This window comes from Nonomuraea sp. NPDC050383 (assembly GCF_044459125.1).
Classification (GTDB): Bacteria; Actinomycetota; Actinomycetes; order Streptosporangiales; family Streptosporangiaceae; genus Nonomuraea.
Genome location: NZ_JBITIP010000003.1, coordinates 347,556 through 364,652, shown reverse-complemented (window position 1 = coordinate 364,652; position 17,097 = coordinate 347,556). Strand labels below are relative to the sequence as shown.

The window sequence follows — 17,097 nt, the reverse complement described above, 5'->3', positions numbered from 1 at the left end:
GCGCGCTCGGCGACTTGTAGCGTTTCGCCGCTCCTGCAGCCGAACGCCTCCGCCACCGGGCGCAACTCGCGTTATACCGCGGTCTGTGTGACCAATGGGATCACAAGTGGCTGACCCAACCGCGCCCGCCGACGCCTGAGCCAGGACGCGTGCCGAGCGCCTGAGGGTCATCCACAGCGGCATCCAACGGTAGGTCGCCGAGCGCTCTGGTCCGGCCGGGCGCCGGCCTCGGGGCGGGGACTACGCGTCCTTCTCGTCCTGCCAGCCGCCGGGTTCGGGATGGTAGCCGTAAGCGGCGGCCCGCACCGTGTCCTCGTCCTCCAGCCCGGAGCCGATCGCGCCGCCGACGGTGGCCAGCGAGCTGATGATCCAGGCCAGGATCAGGTAGTCGGTGAAATCGACCGGCCGCTGCAAGATCTGTTCCAGCACGGATGTGTCGATCAGCAGCGCCGCGGCGAGTATCGTTCCGGCGAACAGCACCAGATAGGACACCGCTGCGGCCAGGGTGAGGGTGAGAATCGTGCCCAGGTTGAACAGCCGGGCCAGCTCAGCCGGTGTCTCCCGGTCCGGTTTCTCCCACAGGTCGTGCGCAACGATCAGCCAGACCACCAACGCGGTCAGCCCGAGAAGCATGATCACGGCGAGGCGGAGTCCGCCGAGCGCATCGCCCATCTGCCAGATGGTGTTGGTGGTGAGCGCGAACGCGGCCGTACCAAAGGCGCCGACCAGCAATTTGGACAGGCCCAGCAGGGCGCGCCCCGGGCGGTTGGCCCGGACCATTCCGGTCAGCAGCCGAACCCGGCCGATCAGCCGCGAGGCGACGTAGCCCAGTTCCCCGGCATCAACCTCGCCGACCATCCGGTGGATGGCGGCAATCCGGCCGACCAGCTCAGCCGGTGCCCCGCCGGCCGGCGGTACCCGCTCCTCGGAAGCGTCAGTGAGTAGCCGGCCCACGAGATCCGGAACGGCTGCGCGGACCGCTCGCAACTGGCGCAGCCCCAGCGAGGGCAAGGACACCATCGCGACTCGGCGCCGGGCGGACGTCTGCGCGACCAGCGGCACCCGCTCGATGTGCAGCGGCAGGTCGGTCAGGCAGATCGCGACGTCCCACCGGGCGTGGGCACGCCGGTGGGCAAGATCGTCGAGTAGTGCCTCAACGCCGCCATCGCGGCGGGGAGCCACGTCGCCCCAGCCTTCCCGGACGGTCCACCGCACGTCCGGGTCCACCCGCTCGGTGAGCAGGTCGGGCAGATCGGCGGTGAGCCGCGCAACCACCTGCGCCGGATAGTCCGGCGGGGTCGCCACGAGTCCGACGACGATCTCCGGCCGATGCTGTTCACGGGTGGCCATTGGTGCTCCTCGCCGGTAGCGGGGCGAAGTCCCGGGACTCACTACCCGCAGTCGAGCGCCACATGCGCCCTTGTATCGGGTCATGCTCGTACGGCCGTCAAGCAGCCGGCCATGCGCCTCGACGGTCACCACGTGTCGGTCTGCTCCTCCCTCAGTTCCGGGCGCCGCCCGCACGAGGACCGGCGGATCTGAAAGAGGCGCGGTAGGACTGCGGCGCAACCCCGACGACACGCTTGAAGCGCTCGCGGAAGGCGGTGGCCGAGCTGAACCCGGACTGCGCCGCGACCCGTTCCACGCTGTGGTCGGTGCTCTCCAGCAGGAACTGCGCCCGGCGCACCCGGGCCCGCAGCAGCCACTGCAGCGGCGTGGTGCCGGTCTGCTCGCGGAAGCGGCGGCTGAACGTACGCTCGCTCAGCCCACTGCGCGCGGCCAGATCCGCCAGCGTGATCTCCTGGGCGAGGTGCTCCTCGATCCACGCCAGCACCGGCTCCAGCAGCGAGCCCCGGGGCACCGGCGGCAGGGCGTGCGAGACGAACTGCGCCTGCCCGCCCTCCCGTTCCAGCGGCACCACCGACAGCCGGGCGGAGTCGGCGGCCACGGCTGAGCCGAAGTCGCGGCGGATGAGATGCAGGCACAGGTCCAGCCCCGCCGCCGCCCCGGCCGAGGTGAGGATCTGGCCGTTGTCGACGTACAGCACGTCCGGCCGCACGTCGATCAGCGGGTACGCCTCGGCCAGCCACCGCGCCGCCGTCCAGTGGGTGGTGGCGCTCAGCCCGTCCAGCAGGCCGGCCGCGGCGAGGGTGAAGGCGCCCACGCAGATGGAGGCGATCCTGGTGCCGCCGGCCGCCGCCGCGCGCAGGGCCGCGAGCACCTCCGGGTCGGGCGGCGCGGCCGCTTCCGAGCGGCCCGGCACGATGACGGTGTCGGCCTCGCGCAGCGCCTCCAGCCCGTACGGGGCGACGATCGTGAACGCCTCGCTGGTCACCTGCGGCGTCCGCGCGCACACCCGGACCCGGTACGGGCGGCGCCCGTCGGCGAGGGCGGCCCGCCCGAACACCTCGACCGGCGTGGCCAGGTCGGCCGGCACCACGTGGTCCTGGGCCAAGACGGCGATCGTGTGCATGACGGACACCGTAGCGGCCACTGCCCCGCCCGAAGCTGTACGTCGGGAACCGCCCAGACGCCCCGCCGGAAGCAGCGCGTCGGGACCGCCGGCCCCCAGTCGAAGCCGCGTTGTCGAGGGGGACGGCCCGGACGCCCCGCCCGGGCCTTCGTGGCCGGCCGGGCGGTGCCGAAGGTGAGAGCCGACGCCTACGAGAGGGCCGGTGGCGGGAACCCGTGGGAAATTGTCGATTCAGCCCATGGGGCGGCGGGGGCGGTCGTCCTAGTCTGGCGCCGCCCCCTCTCCTTCCCTTCACGTTTCGCAGAACGGTACGCCGCCTCTCATGTCCATCCTCATGCCGATCCTGATCGGCCTGATCGCCGTCACCCTCATCTCCCTGATCCCCGAGCCGCACCGGCGCACGGTCAACGCCGTGATCGTGGCCGGCGCGGGCGCCGCCTACCTCAGCGGCGGCGGGCTCGGTTACGCGGAGTTCGTGCTGCCGATCGTCATGACGTACGTCGCCTACCGGGGGCTGACCAGCTATGCCTGGATCGGCGTCGGCTGGCTGCTGCACACCGTGTGGGACGTCATCCACCACCTCAAGGGCGCCCCGATCCTTCCCTTCGCCGAGCACTCCTCGTTCGGCTGCGCCATCTGCGACCCGGTGATCGCGCTGTGGTGCTTCGCGGGCGGGCCCTCCGTCATCGGCTGGATCCGCGCCCGCTTCTCCCGCGAACCCGCGACCTCGGCCACCTCCACTACTCAGGCCACCTCCGGTACGAATGCCACGTCCGGTACGGGTGCCACCTCCGGTACGAATGCCACGTCCGCCGGGCCGTCCGCTGCCGGGTAGGCCCTCCTGACCCGCGGCTACCATCGACAGGTAGGAGATCGACGGGACACCGGCCTCGGCCCCTTGCGGTTGCCGGCGGGCGCGCCGGCAAGACGACCCTGCTTTCACGGCCGCGCTGCCTGACGCAAGCCGTAAGCCCGTCCTGCGCCGCCGCGATGAGAACAACCAGCCGTGGCTCACCCAGAAGGACGCGCAGAAGGCCCTGCGCGACGCCCTCGGCAAGGTGGACAAGGGCAAGTTCGTCCAGCCGAGTAAGCAGACCCTGGGTGCGTACCTCGACGAGTGGGTGGCCGGGCTCAGGCTCGAACCCTCCACCTTGGCGACCTACAAGAACATCCGCCTCCACCTCAAGCCATACGATCTCGGCAAGACACGACGAGGGCGCCGACCGGTGCTCATCGCAAGCTGGATGGGTGAGGAACAAGGTCGAAAGACTGAGCTGCAACACGGGCTCACCCGGCTCCCCGTCGCCCGGTCCCGTCTCTTGGACCGGCGACAGCCTGGCCGTGTCCCTGCGCAGTCTGGGGAGCCTCGTGGAGGTCCTGGGGAGAGCGGACCCAACCCGGAAAGCCAAGATCTACGCCAGCCTCGGCCTGGAGCTGGTCTACCACCCCTCACAACACAAAGTCCTGGTCGCCGTCTCCAGCGACCAGGACCATATGGGGTACCAGTCTGTGTCCGAGGGGGGACTTGAACCCCCATGCCCCGCAAAGGGCACTAGCACCTCAAGCTAGCGCGTCTGCCTATTCCGCCACCCGGACTTGGTGCCTGCACGTGAGACCGTCATCCCGCGTCGGCTCAGTAAGGTTAGCAAACTCTGAGGGGTGCGTGATACCGCGAATCCCCGAGAGCGGATGGCGCGGCGTCCGACGGCCTGCGCCGGCCCGGGTGACGCGGTTCCGGACAGTCTGTCGCGGCGGGCTTCCTTGGTCGCGTACACGTTCAGGTCCTGGTCGCGTACATGTGCGAGCCGTCCGTCGCTCAGAGGCGTAGCGAGGGTCCGCCTCCCTGTGGAGCCGTCCCGCTGCCGACCCGCCTTCCTGCCGGAGCTACCGGCCTCGCCCCGGCCGGCCGCCTCCGCCCCAGCTTCCGCGCCACCCTCCGCTCCGTCTCGCCCCAGCCTCCGCCCCGCCTCCGTCTCCGTGCCGGGCGCCGTTCATGGGAGGGAACCGCGGGTCATCAGGGGGAGCGCGATGGTCCCAGGGCCCGAAGCTTGACTGATTTATGGGTCTCCGGTGAAAACAGCTTGCGATCACCTTGGGTGCTGCTACGGTTACGCATCGTTGAGGGGTGAGTCCAGGGACCGGCCTCACGACGTGAGGTCGGTTCCGGATATGGGGAGGTCACGTGACACGCACGCCGGTGCGACGACTGAGGGCGATGGCCCGGGTCGTGCTCCGCGTGCCTGTGCCCGTGTCCGTTCCGGCAGGCGAGGCGATCACCGAGCGGGCGCACCGGATGGCGCGGTTCGCGGCCGGTGCCCGCCGGGTGGTCGCGCGAGCGGCAGTCGCAGGTGGCGTGATCGCCGCCGGCTGGTTGCTCGCCGTCCTGTTCGGGACGCTTCTCTCCGCCGCTCCGGCCGCCGCGAGCACCGGGACGGCGGACTCCACCGCCACCGGCGCGACCACGACGGCCGCGACAGTGGCAAGGACAGAGGCGCTGCCAGAAGCAGCCACGGGAATCAGTGGCTCCCACTCCGTCACCCCCGACGCCGTCACCGGGTCCTTCACGGATGGTTTCCCCACGGATGACGGCGCAGTCTCGGCGGCGGACAACGCCGAGGCGATGGCAGGGCGCACGGTCGACGGGCTGACCAGCCAGTCCGACCCCGGCCTGCCGCCTTCCTCCACCGCGAGCAAGATCCTGGGCACCGACGGACTGGTGCCGGGCGGCGGTGGCGGCCCGTTCGGGCCAGGCATGGGGGACGTCGCGAGGTCATTCCTCGACCCGCGGCCCGAGGCTGGACGCGCCGTCGTGGCGCGCGTGCTTCCCCCCGTCGTCCGCACAGCGGCGGACGACCCTTCTTTCTCACCTGACTGATCCCCGCCGTTGATGCCGGTCCTCACGGGCCGGCGGCGGAGCGCGGCCATGGCCCGCACCCGCCCGGGGCCCATCTGGCCCCACTCGCCACCGGGCCGCACGGCCCGCACCCGTCACGAAGGCGCGAGGCCGGCCGAAGAGGCCGGACGGCCGCTCACGCGACGGGCCGGCGAGAGGCGGGAGTCGTGGTTCGCGTGCGCGACGGGTCGGCGAGGGACGGGAGCCGCGGTTCCCGTCCACGACGGGCCGGGCCCGCCGGCGACAGGCCGGCGGCGCAGTAAGCCCGCTCTCACGAATCGGTGGGGCATGAGCCCCTCCGCCGGCGGGCGACACGTCAGTCATCACTGGTTCGCGGTCGCGAGGTCCCGCTGTACGGCGACGCGTCACGCTCCCGTACGGCCTCGCCGGCCGCGAACCGTCAGGCGCAATTCATTCCCCCCAGAAGTCATAGGAGCATTCATCATGCGTACGTGGGCGAAGGCTTCCACACCCGCGGCTCTGCTCGCGGTCGCGGTCATGTCGTTCGGCAGCGGCACCGCCCTGGCCGACACCTCCGGCGACCACTCCATCGGCGGCGGCAACCAGGTCAACCTGCCCGTCACCCTGCCGATCGACATCAGCGGCAACTCCGTCGCCGCGGTCGGCGAGTCCCACGCCGGCTCCCAGGGCGGCGCGTCGGTGGAGAACACCGGCCGCTCCAGCATCCCCGGCAAGACGTCCGGAAACTCCAGCATCCTCGGCGGCAACCAGATCAACGCGCCGATCACCGCCCCGGTCAACGCCTGCGGCAACGCCGTCTCCCTGTTCGGCAGGTCCGACGCCGGCTGCAAGGGCGGCGCCACGGTCAAGAACAACGGGCGCGGCGGCCCCGGCGGCAACCGTAACTCCGGCGACCACAGCATCCTCGGCGGCAACCAGGTGACGGCGCCCATCACCGCGCCGATCAACGTCTGCGGCAACGCCGTCGCGGTGGTGGGCGAGGCGACCGCCGGATGCAAGGGCGGCGCTTCGGTCAAGAACACCGGCCGCGGCACCGGCACCGGCCGCAACACCACCTCCGGCCGCAACTCCGTGCTCGGCGGCAACCAGGTCCTGGCGCCCGTCAGCGCCCCGATCAACGTCTGCGGCAACGCCGTCGCGGTGGTGGGTGAGGCGTTCGCGGGCTGCAAGGGCGGCTCGTCGGTCACGACCGGGCGGCCGGGCGGGCACCCCGGCGGCGGTTACGGCCGCGGTCACGGCGGGCACGGCGGATCGGGCTCCTCCGGCAACGACACCGACGGGCGGTTCGGCGCCGGCAGCGGCAACCAGGTCATCGCCCCGATCAGCCTGCCCATCACCGCCTGCGGCAACGCCGTGGGCAACGCGCCCGCCGGGTGCAAGGGCGGCGCGTCCGTGGAGAACACCGGCCGCGGGACGGGCGCCGGTGGCAACACCACCTCGGGGCGTTCGGGCGTGCTGAGCGGCAACCAGGTGGTCGCGCCGATCACCGCTCCGATCAACGTGTGCGGCAACGCGGTCGCCGTGCTCGGCGGGGCCTTCGCCGGGTGCAAGGGCGGCGCGTCGGTGAAGAACGACGGCGGCCGGGGCGCGGGCGGCAACCGCACCTCCGGGCGTTCGGGCGTGCTCAGCGGCAACCAGGTGGTCGCGCCGATCACCGCTCCCATCAACGCCTGCGGCAACGCCGTCGCGGCCCTCGGCCTCGCCGAGGCGCACTGCAAGGGCGGCGCCAGCGTCTCGCCGCAGCAGGGCTCCGGCGCGGGTGGCAACACCACTTCCGGGCGTTCGGGCGTGCTGGCCGGCAACCAGGTGGTCGCGCCGATCACCGCTCCGATCAACGTGTGCGGCAACGCGGTCGCCGTCCTGGGCGACGCGGCCGCCGGGTGCCTCGGCGGGGCGCACGTCGGCAAGCCGGCCGACGACGGCCACGGCGGCCACCCCGGCCACCCCGGCTCTGTCCGTCACCCGTACGCGGCTCCCGGCGCACAGGGCGGCGGGATGCTGCCCGCCCTCCCCGCCGTCGGCGGCCTTCAGGGCGCCGCGGACGTGACGCGTCAGATGCAGGGCGCCGGCAACCTCCCGGTCGTGGGTGACATGTCCGACTCGCTGGGCCTGCCGGTCCTGCCGTCGCTGCCGGGCCTGCCCGACCGCCCGGCCCGGCCCGCCGTGCAGCCGGTCAAGCCCGCCAAGCCCGCCAAGCCGGTCAAGCGCGCCAAGCACGCCAAGGAGGTCGCGTCCAACGCCTCCGCCGCGTCCGGCCCGCTGTCCGCGGTCGCCCCGGCGACCTCGCTGGTCGCGGCCACGCCGGTCGGTGGCGCCGCCACCTCGGCCGCGCGCTCCCTCCCCGTCGGCGACATCGGCCTGATGAGCGCCGCGCGGCCCGCCGGGGTCACGGGGATGAGCTTCGGCGCCCTTGTCGCGCTGCTGATGGGCGGGATGTGCGCCGCCTCGGCGACGCTGTTCGCGGCCACCCGCCGCTTCCGCCTCGGCCGGAAGTAAGCGCCCCGCTGCTTCCGCCTAGCCGGAAGTGAGCGCTCCGCCGCTCCAGCTTCGGCCGGGCACAAACGACCCGCCGCTCCCCTTCGGCGGGAAGTGAGCGCCCGGCCTGAAGTGCCGGAGGTGGGCGGTCCCCGCGCGGGCCTCGACCTGGGATACGTGGCCGATCTCACCACACGTCCCGGGGCTCTCACTCCACGGTAAGGGCATCCGGATCGGCAGCCGAAACACAGAAGAAGAAGAGGTACGGTCAGGCCCCCACGCCATGGGCGGCCGGACCGAAAACCCCGCCCGTCTCCGCATCCAGGAGGCGGGCGGGTCCACAGACGCTTTGCCCGTCTCGGGGGCGCGGCCCGGGACGGGCAAAGCCATGTGCGCGTCCGGACGGGCGCGTACCAGGAGGTGGGCGTACGTTGAGAAAAGTCACAGAGTGCTGCGGACCCGCATGACCTTGCGACGCAGCCGCACCTGCCTGCTCCCGTCGGGGTGCAGGCGCACCCGCGAGAGCTCCCACTGGCCGTACTCCGCGTGCTCGGTCAGCAGCTGACGTGCGGCTTCGCGGGAGAGATCGCGCGGAATGAAGATATCCATGTAGGAGTAGTCGAGCACAACGATTAGTCTCCAGGGTGAGTCAGGGCGCGGTGCCGCTCGTTGGGCCTTATTCTGCGTGCTTGTGGGTGGACCCGAAAGCTAGTGGGTAGCCCCGGGGGAAGGAAAATTCCGCGAGTCGGGTTACCTTTCAGATCTGTGCCGGCTCCCGGCAGGGGGAATTGCAAGCGAACAGCGAGGTAGGAAGCAGCGTGCCAGCCAACAACGGCAGCGCCGGCGGAACACGCCTGGTGATCGTCGAGTCGCCCGCCAAGGCGAAGACGATCGCCGGGTACCTCGGGCGCGGCTACATCGTCGAGTCCAGCATCGGCCACATCCGCGACCTGCCGGAGAAGGCCGTCGACATCCCCGAGAAGTTGAAGGGGGAGCCGTGGGCACGCCTGGGTGTGAACGTCGATCATGGGTTTGAGCCGCTGTACGTCGTGAACCCCGACAAGCGGGCGCAGGTCAACAAGCTGAAGCAGCTGCTGCGTGACGCCGACGAGCTCTTCCTCGCCACTGACGAGGACCGCGAGGGCGAGGCCATCGCCTGGCACCTGCGTGAGGTCCTGAAGCCCGAGGTGCCGGTCCACCGCATGGTGTTCCACGAGATCACCCCGCAGGCGATCCGAGACGCGGTCTCCAACCCCCGCGACCTCAACCTGCGCCTCGTCGACGCCCAGGAGACCCGCCGCATCCTCGACCGCCTCTACGGCTACGAGGTCAGCCCGGTCCTGTGGAAGAAGGTCAAGCCCCGCCTGTCCGCCGGGCGCGTGCAGTCGGTCGCGACGCGGCTGGTCGTGGAGCGCGAGCGGGAGCGGCTGGCGTTCACGCCCGCCCACTACTGGGACCTGCAGGCGCTGTTCGACAGCAACAAGCCCGAGGAGCGTCCGCGTGACTTCACCGCGACGCTGACTGGGGTCGACGGCAGGCGGGTGGCGCAGGGCCGCGACTTCGCCAGCACGGGCACCCTCAAGTCGTCCGAGGTGCTGCACCTGTCGGAGGCCGCCGCCGGTGAGCTGGCGGCCCGGCTTCAGGGCGCCTCGTTCGCGGTCCGTTCCGTCGAGCGCCGGCCGTACACCCGCAAGCCGTACGCGCCGTTCCGGACGACCACTCTGCAGCAGGAGGCCAGCCGGAAGCTGGGCTTCTCCGCCAAGTACACGATGCAGGTCGCCCAGCGGCTGTACGAGCAGGGCTTCATCACGTACATGCGTACCGACAGCATCACGCTGTCGGAGACGGCGATCGCCGCGGCGCGCTCGCAGGCGATCAAGCTGTACGGCTCGGCGTACGTGCCCGACAAGCCGCGCGTCTACACCAGCAAGGTCAAGAGCGCGCAGGAGGCGCACGAGGCGATCCGGCCCTCGGGCGAGGAGTTCCGCACGCCGGGCGAGACCGGGCTGTCGGGCGACATGTTCCGGCTGTACGAGCTGATCTGGCAGCGCACCGTGTCGTCCCAGATGAAGGACGCGGTGGGCGAGTCGATCTCGGTGAAGGTCGGCGGCCGTTCGTCGTCGGGCGAGAACGTCGAGTTCAGCGCCTCCGGCCGGACGATCACGTTCTACGGCTTCCTGAAGGCGTACGTGGAGGGGGCCGACGATCCGTCGACCGACCGCGACGACTCCGAGAAGCGGCTGCCCAACCTGGCCGAGGGCGACGCGCTGGGCCTGTCGCGGCTGGACGTCGCCGGCCACTCCACCAAGCCGCCGGCCCGTTACACCGAGGCGTCGCTGGTCAAGGAGCTGGAGGACCGCGAGATCGGGCGGCCGTCCACGTACGCCTCGATCATCGGCACGATCCTCGACCGCGGCTACGTGTTCAAGAAGGGGACGGCGCTGGTGCCGTCGTTCCTGGCGTTCGCCGTGGTCAACCTGCTGGAGCAGCATTTCGGCAACCTCGTCGACTACGACTTCACCGCCGAGATGGAGAAGGTCCTCGACGACATCGCCAACGACCGGGCCGAGCGGGTGCCGGAGCTGCGGCGCTTCTACTACGGCCACGAGGGCGACGCGGGCCTGAAGGAGATGGTCACCGACCTCGGCGACATCGACGCCAAGGAGATCAGCTCCTTCCCGATCCGGGGCACCGACATCGTCATCCGGGTCGGCCGCTACGGCCCGTACCTCGACCGCGACGGCGCCCGCGTCAACGTGCCCGAGGACATGACCCCCGACGAGCTGACCGCCGAGAAGGCCGAGGAGCTGTTCTCGCGGCCGACAGGCGACCGGGAGCTGGGGCAGGACCCGGTGACCGGGCACCTGATCGTGGCCAAGGACGGGCGGTTCGGGCCGTACGTCACGGAGGTGCTGCCCGCTCCGCAGGAGGAGGAGGGCGCGCCGAAGCGGCGCACCAAGAAGGCCGACGCGGCCAAGCCGCGCACGAGCTCCCTGTTCAAGACCATGTCGCTCGACACGGTGACGTTGGAGGACGCGCTCAGGCTGCTGTCGATCCCCCGGGTGGTCGGCGAGCTGGAGGGCGAGGAGGTCGTCGCGTTCAACGGCAAGTTCGGCCCGTACCTGAAGAAGGGCACCGACTCGCGGTCGCTGGCGTCCGAGGACGACCTGCTGACGGTCACGATCGAGCAGGCCAAGGAGCTGTTCGCGCAGCCCAAGCAGCGCGGCAGGGGCCGGGCGGCCGCCGCGGCGCCGCTGCGGGAGCTGGGCGACGACCCCAACTCCAAGAAGCCCGTGGTGGTCAAGGAGGGCCGGTTCGGTCCTTACGTGACCGACGGCGAGACCAACGCGTCGCTGCGCAAGGGCGACACGGTCGAGGACATCACGATCGACCGGGCCGCCGAGCTGCTGGCCGAGCGGCGTGAGCGGGCCCCGGCGCCGAAGAAGACGACGGCCCGCAAGCCCGCCGCGAAGAAGCCCGCGGCGGCGAAGAGCACGACGGCCAAGAGCGCCACGTCCAAGACGACAGCGTCCAAGACCACAGCGTCCAAGAGCACGACGGCCAAGAGCACAGCGTCCAAGAGCACGACGGCCAAGACCACGGCGGCCAAGAAGTCCGCGGCCAAGCCCTGAGAGTCCGCTCCTCGCTGAGAGGGCTCTCAGGCCGGACGCCGCCCCGGGGCGGCGCTGCTCGTAGCATGACGACGTGGTCTTGGGCTTCGTCTTCATGATGGTCGTGGCGGTCGCCGCCGTGCATGTGTACCTGTGGCATCGGCTGGTGCGCTCCACCACCCGGCGTGGGCGGCTGCGCCGGGTGCTGACCTGGGTGCTGGCCGGGCTCGGCGTCCTGGTGGTGGTGACGTTCGCGGGCACGCGGCTGGGGGTGGGGCACTGGCTGGCCTGGCCGGGGTACCTGTGGCTGGCGGTCATGTTCTACCTGCTGGTGTTCCTGGTCGTGCTGGAGGTGCCGCGCGCGGTCGCGTGGGCGCTCATGCGGCGCGGCGGGAAGCGGGCGGACGCCGGGGCGCGGGTACCGGAGACGGTCCCGGCCGGCGCGTCCGTTCCCGGCTCAGCTCCTGACGCCGCCCCGGTCGCCGAGGCCGGCTCTGACACCGCCCCGGTCGTCGACACCGCCCTGGTCGCCGAGGCCGGCTCTGACGCCGTACCGGCCGGCGGGTCCGCGCAGGCGACCGACATGAGCCGGCGGCTGTTCCTCGGGCGGGCGACCGCCGCCGTCGCGGGCGTGGGCGCGCTGGGCACGGTCGGGTACGGCGTGAGCAGCGCGCTGGGTGACCCCGTCATCGAGCCGGTCAGGGTCACGCTGCCCCACCTCGACTCGCGGCTGAGCGGCCTGCGGTTCGCCGTGGTCAGCGACATCCACCTGGGGCCGCTCACGGGCCGGGGCCACACCGAGCGGATCGTCCGGATGATCAACTCCCTGCGTCCCGACGTGGTCGCGATCGTCGGCGACCTGGTGGACGGCACGGTGGCCGAGCTGGGGCCACTGGCGAGGCCCCTGCGCGATCTGGAGTCCAGGTACGGGGCCTTCTTCGTGACGGGCAACCACGAGTACTACACCTCCAAGGGCCCGGCCGAGTGGATCGAGGAGCTGGACCACCTGGGCGTGCGGTCCCTCCGCAACGAGCGGGTGGAGATCCGCCACCAGGGCGGCGTGCTCGACCTCGCCGGGGTCAACGACATCAACGGCGCGACCATGGACGACGGCCCCGACTTCGCCAAGGCGCTCGGCGGGCGCGACACGAGCCGGTCCACGGTCCTGCTCGCCCACCAGCCCGTCCAGGTCACCGAGGCCGCCCGGCACGGCGTGGACCTGCAGCTCTCGGGGCACACGCACGGCGGCCAGATCGCGCCGTTCAACCTGGTCGTGCCCCTGCAGCAGCCGGTCGTCTCGGGGCTCGCGACGGTGGACGGGGTGCAGGTGTACGTGACGCGGGGCGCCGGGTTCTGGGGGCCGCCGGTACGGGTGGGAGCGCCTCCAGAGATCACGCTGCTGGAGCTGCGATCGTGACTTTCCGCGATCCCCTGGTCACCGGAGCCGTCCTGGCGTAGTATCCGTCGGGATACCCAGGAGGTGGCGATGACGTCCACACCGGCCGGGAGCGTGTTCGAGCGGGGCGGCGTTCCCGACGTCACGTTCTGGGCGCAGCGCGGCGGCTGGCTGTTCAAGCAGGCCAGACACGCCGCGAGCATGAAGCAGGCGGCGCTGGCCAGCGCCAGCGGCACGTCACGGACGACGCTGTCGGCGTACGAGCACGGCCGCAAGTCGCCGACGCTGGAGACGGCCGGGCGGATTCTCGACGCCGCCGGGTTCCGGCTGGCGCTGGAGCCCAAGGTCGAGTTCACCCGGGGCGTCGCCGCCGACGGCAGGCCGTTCCACGTGCCGAGCCGGTTGCCGCGGTTACCGCCGTCACGGGCGCTGGCCAGGGTGACCGTGCTGGGGCGCGCGTACGATCTCGCCGACCGCGGGCAGCGCCGGGAGGCGTACGCCGCGCTGCTCGGGGCAGGCGGTCCGGAGGACCTGCTGGCGCACGTCGACGGGGTGCTGCTCGTCGAGCTCTGGGACGAGCTGCCCCTGCCCGACGCCGTGCGCTCGGCCTGGCTGCCCCTCGTACGAGAGGCCCGGGGCGAGCCGGGGTCAGGGTCGTAGGCCGTAAACCATCGGAGAGCAGCGGGACGGGGGACCACAATGGCTGTTTCGGGGGCCCGTTCGCGGTCCGAAACCTGCGCGCCGCCCTGCCGACGTAATACTCTCAGCGGCGAGCCACCGGGCCTACCCGGCCCGTCTCACGCCTTCCCCGTCCCGGCGAGCACCTGGATACGCTGACATCATGACCGCCCCTGGCCGACGCCGACCCGCCACCGTGCTGGCAAACGCACCGTTCCGCCGGCTGTGGACGGCCATGTCGGTGTGCAGCCTGGGCGACTGGCTCAACATCCTGGCCCTCACCGCCCTGGCCGGCAATCTCACCCGGGGCGACGACTACCGCATCCAGTCGCTGGCCATCGGCGGTGTGTTCATCGCCAAGATGCTGCCGGCCGTCCTGCTCGGCCCGCTCGCCGGGGCCTTCGCCGACCGGTTCGACCGGCGGCTGACGATGTTCGTCTCCGACCTGGCGCGCTTCGCCGTGGTGCTGTCGATCCCGCTGATCGGCAGCTACCAGTGGATCATCGTCGCGACCCTGCTCGTGGAGTGCGTCAACCTGTTCTGGGTGCCGGCCAAGGAGGCCACGGTCCCCAACCTGGTGCCCAAGGACCAGCTGGAGGCGGCCAACCGGCTCAACCTCCTGGTCACCTACGGCAGCGCGCCCGTCGCGGCCCTGCTGTTCGCGGCGCTGTCGGTGGCGGGCGACATGCTGCGCAGCCTCGTGCCGCCGCTGTCCGGAGTGGACCCGACGAGCGTGGCCCTCGTCCTCAACGCCCTGGCATACCTGGTGTCGGCGTTCCTGATCTTCACGCTGCGCGACATCCCGCGGCGCGACGGCGCGATCTCCACCCCGTCGGTGCTCAAGCAGGTCGTCGAGGGCTGGCGGTTCGTCGGCGGCGACCGGCTGGTGCGCGGGCTGATCATCGGCATGCTCGGCGCGTTCGCGGCGGGCGGCGCGGTCGTGGGCGTCGCGAAGATCTACGTGGTGGCGCTCGGCGGCGGCGACGCGGCCTACGGCGTCGTCTTCGGGGCCGTCTTCGTCGGCATGGCGCTCGGCATGTTCTTCGGGCTGCGGCTGCTGAGCGGGCTGTCCAGGCGGCGGCTGTTCGGACTGGCCATCACCGTGGCGGGCCTGGTGCTGGTCGCGATCGCGCTGGTCCACAACCTCGCGATCGTGGTCATGCTGACCGTGGCGCTGGGGGCGTGCGCGGGCATCGCCTGGATCATCGGCTACACGCTGATCGGCCTGGAGGTCGAGGACGCGCTGCGCGGCCGCACGTTCTCGTTCCTGCAGTCCACGGCGCGGGTGACGCTGCTGCTCGTGGTGGCCGCGGCCAACCCGCTGGCGGCCCTGTTCGGCGAGCACCGCCTCGACGCGGGGGAGCTGTCCTACCGGTTCGACGGGTCCAACCTGGTGCTGCTGCTCGGCGGGGCGCTGGCCGTGGCCGTGGGCATCCTGGCGCTGCGCCACATGGACGACCGCAAGGGCGTGCCGCTGTCGGAGGACCTGATCGCCGCGGTTCGGGGCGAGCGGTTCCGCTCCGAGGGGGCCGAGGACATGCCCGGGCTGTTCGTCGCGTTCGAGGGCGGCGAGGGCTCGGGCAAGACCACCCAGTCGCGCATGATCGCGATCTGGCTGCGCGACCAGGGCTACGACGTCGTGCAGACGCGCGAGCCGGGCTCCACCAAGGTCGGCATGCGGTTGCGGGCGATCCTGCTCGACGCGGCCGAGCGTGGCCTGTCGCCGCGCGCCGAGGCGCTGTTGTACGCGGCGGACCGGGCCGAGCACGTCGAGAAGGTCATCCGGCCGGCCCTGCAGCGGGGCGCGATCGTGGTCTGCGACCGCTACGTCGACTCGTCGCTGGCCTACCAGGGCGCCGGCCGCTCGCTCGACCGGCAGGACGTGGCCAAGGTCAACGCCTGGGCCACCGGCGCGCTGGTGCCGCACCTGACCGTGCTCATCGACACGCCGCCCTCCGTCGGGCTGACCCGGCTGGGCGGCGCGGCCGACCGCATCGAGTCCGAGCCGCTGGACTTCCACGAGCGGGTCCGCAAGGAGTTCCGGGCGCTGGCCGCCGCCGACCCCGGGCGCTACTTCGTGGTGGACGGCACGCTTCCGCCCGAGCAGATCACCCGCGCCATCCAGGATCGGGTCCACGAGATCCTGCCCGACCCGGTGCCCCATGAGGCCGAGGACGTGACGGGCACGATGCCGGCCATCCGCGACTAGCCTTTGTCCGTGACAGTTTCCACCGGCGTCTTCGCCGACCTCGTCGGGCAGGACCAGGCCGTGGCCGTGCTCTCGCGGGCCGCCGCGGCGGCGGGCGAGGCGGTCGGCGGCGGGCGGGGCGCGGGCATGACGCACGCGTGGCTGTTCACCGGCCCGCCCGGCGCGGGCCGGGAGGACGCGGCGCGCGCGTTCGCGGCGGCGCTGCTGTGCCCCGACGGCGGCTGCGGCCACTGCGACCAGTGCCACCAGGTGCTGATCGGCTCCCACCCCGACCTGGAGTCCGTGCGCCCCGCCGGGTTGTCCTACAGCGTGAAGCAGACGCGGGAGCTGATCCTGCGGGCCGCTGGCGCGCCCACGCAGGGCAGGTGGCGGGTGATCCTGTTCGACGACGCCGACCGGGCCACCGAGTCCGCCGCGAACGCCCTGCTCAAGGCCATCGAGGAGCCGCCGCCGCGTACGGTGTGGCTGCTGTGCGCCCCGGCCCCCGACGACATGATGATCACCATCCGGTCGCGCTGCCGCCTGGTCACGCTGACGACTCCCGGCACCGAGGCGGTCGCGCACGTGCTGGCGACGCGCGACAGCGTGCCGTGGGAGACGGCCCGGTTCGCCGCCCGCGCCGCCCAGGGCCACATCAGCCGGGCCCGCGCCCTCGCCCTGGACGAGAACGTCCGCAGGCGGCGCGAGGCCGTGCTCGGCATCCCCCGGTCGCTCACGGGCGTGGGGGAGTGCGTGTCGGCAGCCGAGCGCCTGGTCAAGACCGCGGAGGAGGAGGCCGCAGCGGCCACGGCGACGCTCAACGAGGCGGAGACGACCGACCTGCGGCGCCTGTACGGCGAGGGGTCCACGGGCAAGGGGCTCAACCGGGGCCTGGTGCGGGGCGGCGCGGGCGCGCTGAAGGAGCTGGAGGACCGGCAGAAGTCGCGGGCCACGCGCATCAAACGCGACTCGCTGGACGCCGCGCTGCTGGAGCTGGTGTCGTTCTACCGTGACGTGCTGGCCATGCAGTTCGGGGCGGCGGTGGAGCTGGCCAACGACGACATCCGCTTCGACCTGGACCGCACGGCGCGGGAGTCGACACCGGAGGAGACGCTGCGGCGCATCGACGCGATCATGCGCTGCCGGGAGCGGCTGGAGGCCGCCGTCAACCCGCAGATCGCCATCGAGGCGATGATGCTGTCCCTCCGCGGGGCGTAAGATCACTATCTTCTACGGCAAGGCCAAGTTGCCCCACCCGCCGTCGTGGGTCGCCGTCTGTCACGGCCGGTCGTGAAGGCTCACGGGCCGAGCGCCGTGACGAGCGCACAGCCGGCCGTCTTCTTCGGTTGGCGTCCACGTGGGCTCAAGCCGGCGGTTCTGCCGGCACAGCGAGGCTCACGA

General features: G+C 72.0%; 11 protein-coding genes and 1 tRNA gene. 8 read left to right on the top strand and 4 right to left on the bottom strand.

Annotated elements, in window-relative coordinates; genetic code table 11:
* Nucleotides 1-240: 240 nt before the first annotated feature.
* On the bottom strand, nt 241-1,350 hold the full coding sequence (locus tag ACIBG4_RS09970) for a hypothetical protein (protein ID WP_397201499.1): 1,110 nt from the start codon (nt 1,348-1,350) through the stop codon (nt 241-243).
* Between the two features lie 151 nt (nt 1,351-1,501).
* Nucleotides 1,502-2,473 carry a GlxA family transcriptional regulator gene (locus tag ACIBG4_RS09965; protein WP_397201498.1) on the bottom strand — a complete coding sequence of 324 codons (972 nt, stop codon included), beginning with the start codon at nt 2,471-2,473 and terminating at the stop codon, nt 1,502-1,504.
* 322 nt (nt 2,474-2,795) lie between these two features.
* Between ACIBG4_RS09965 and ACIBG4_RS09960 the strand changes: the two genes are divergently transcribed.
* Nucleotides 2,796-3,308, top strand: a complete 513-nt coding sequence (locus ACIBG4_RS09960) for a DUF6010 family protein (RefSeq protein WP_397201497.1) — start codon at nt 2,796-2,798, stop codon at nt 3,306-3,308.
* Between the two features lie 675 nt (nt 3,309-3,983).
* Here the strand turns inward: ACIBG4_RS09960 and ACIBG4_RS09955 are convergent.
* Nucleotides 3,984-4,069: transfer RNA gene (locus ACIBG4_RS09955), tRNA-Leu, on the bottom strand.
* Between the two features lie 619 nt (nt 4,070-4,688).
* Here ACIBG4_RS09955 and ACIBG4_RS09950 point away from each other — a divergent pair.
* Both ACIBG4_RS09950 and ACIBG4_RS09945 read left to right on the top strand, forming a co-directional pair.
* Nucleotides 4,689-5,348, top strand: coding sequence for a hypothetical protein (locus ACIBG4_RS09950; protein WP_397201496.1), 660 nt, complete (start codon nt 4,689-4,691; stop codon nt 5,346-5,348).
* Nucleotides 5,349-5,810: 462 nt separating this feature from the next.
* On the top strand, nt 5,811-7,844 hold the full coding sequence (locus ACIBG4_RS09945) for a chaplin family protein (protein WP_397201495.1): 2,034 nt from the start codon (nt 5,811-5,813) through the stop codon (nt 7,842-7,844).
* A gap of 420 nt (nt 7,845-8,264) precedes the next feature.
* On the opposite strand, the gene ACIBG4_RS09940 is transcribed toward ACIBG4_RS09945, so the two are convergent.
* Nucleotides 8,265-8,432 carry a DUF5703 family protein gene (locus tag ACIBG4_RS09940; protein ID WP_397201719.1) on the bottom strand — a complete coding sequence of 56 codons (168 nt, stop codon included), beginning with the start codon at nt 8,430-8,432 and terminating at the stop codon, nt 8,265-8,267.
* 209 nt (nt 8,433-8,641) lie between these two features.
* Here ACIBG4_RS09940 and topA point away from each other — a divergent pair, with 209 nt between their 5' ends.
* The 5 genes from topA to ACIBG4_RS09915 all read left to right on the top strand — a co-directional run bounded on the left by topA (nt 8,642) and on the right by ACIBG4_RS09915 (nt 16,914).
* Nucleotides 8,642-11,455 carry a type I DNA topoisomerase gene (gene topA, locus ACIBG4_RS09935; protein ID WP_397201494.1) on the top strand — a complete coding sequence of 938 codons (2,814 nt, stop codon included), beginning with the start codon at nt 8,642-8,644 and terminating at the stop codon, nt 11,453-11,455.
* 73 nt (nt 11,456-11,528) lie between these two features.
* Nucleotides 11,529-12,851: a metallophosphoesterase gene (locus ACIBG4_RS09930; protein ID WP_397201493.1), complete on the top strand. Its 1,323-nt coding sequence runs from the start codon at nt 11,529-11,531 to the stop codon at nt 12,849-12,851.
* 69 nt (nt 12,852-12,920) lie between these two features.
* Nucleotides 12,921-13,490, top strand: a complete 570-nt coding sequence (locus ACIBG4_RS09925) for a helix-turn-helix transcriptional regulator (protein WP_397201492.1) — start codon at nt 12,921-12,923, stop codon at nt 13,488-13,490.
* Between the two features lie 181 nt (nt 13,491-13,671).
* Complete coding sequence (gene tmk, locus ACIBG4_RS09920; protein ID WP_397201491.1) at nt 13,672-15,717, top strand: dTMP kinase; 2,046 nt, start codon at nt 13,672-13,674, stop codon at nt 15,715-15,717.
* 9 nt (nt 15,718-15,726) lie between these two features.
* Nucleotides 15,727-16,914 (top strand): DNA polymerase III subunit delta', encoded by a 1,188-nt coding sequence (locus tag ACIBG4_RS09915; protein ID WP_397201490.1) that lies wholly within the window; start codon nt 15,727-15,729, stop codon nt 16,912-16,914.
* Nucleotides 16,915-17,097 lie beyond the last annotated feature (183 nt).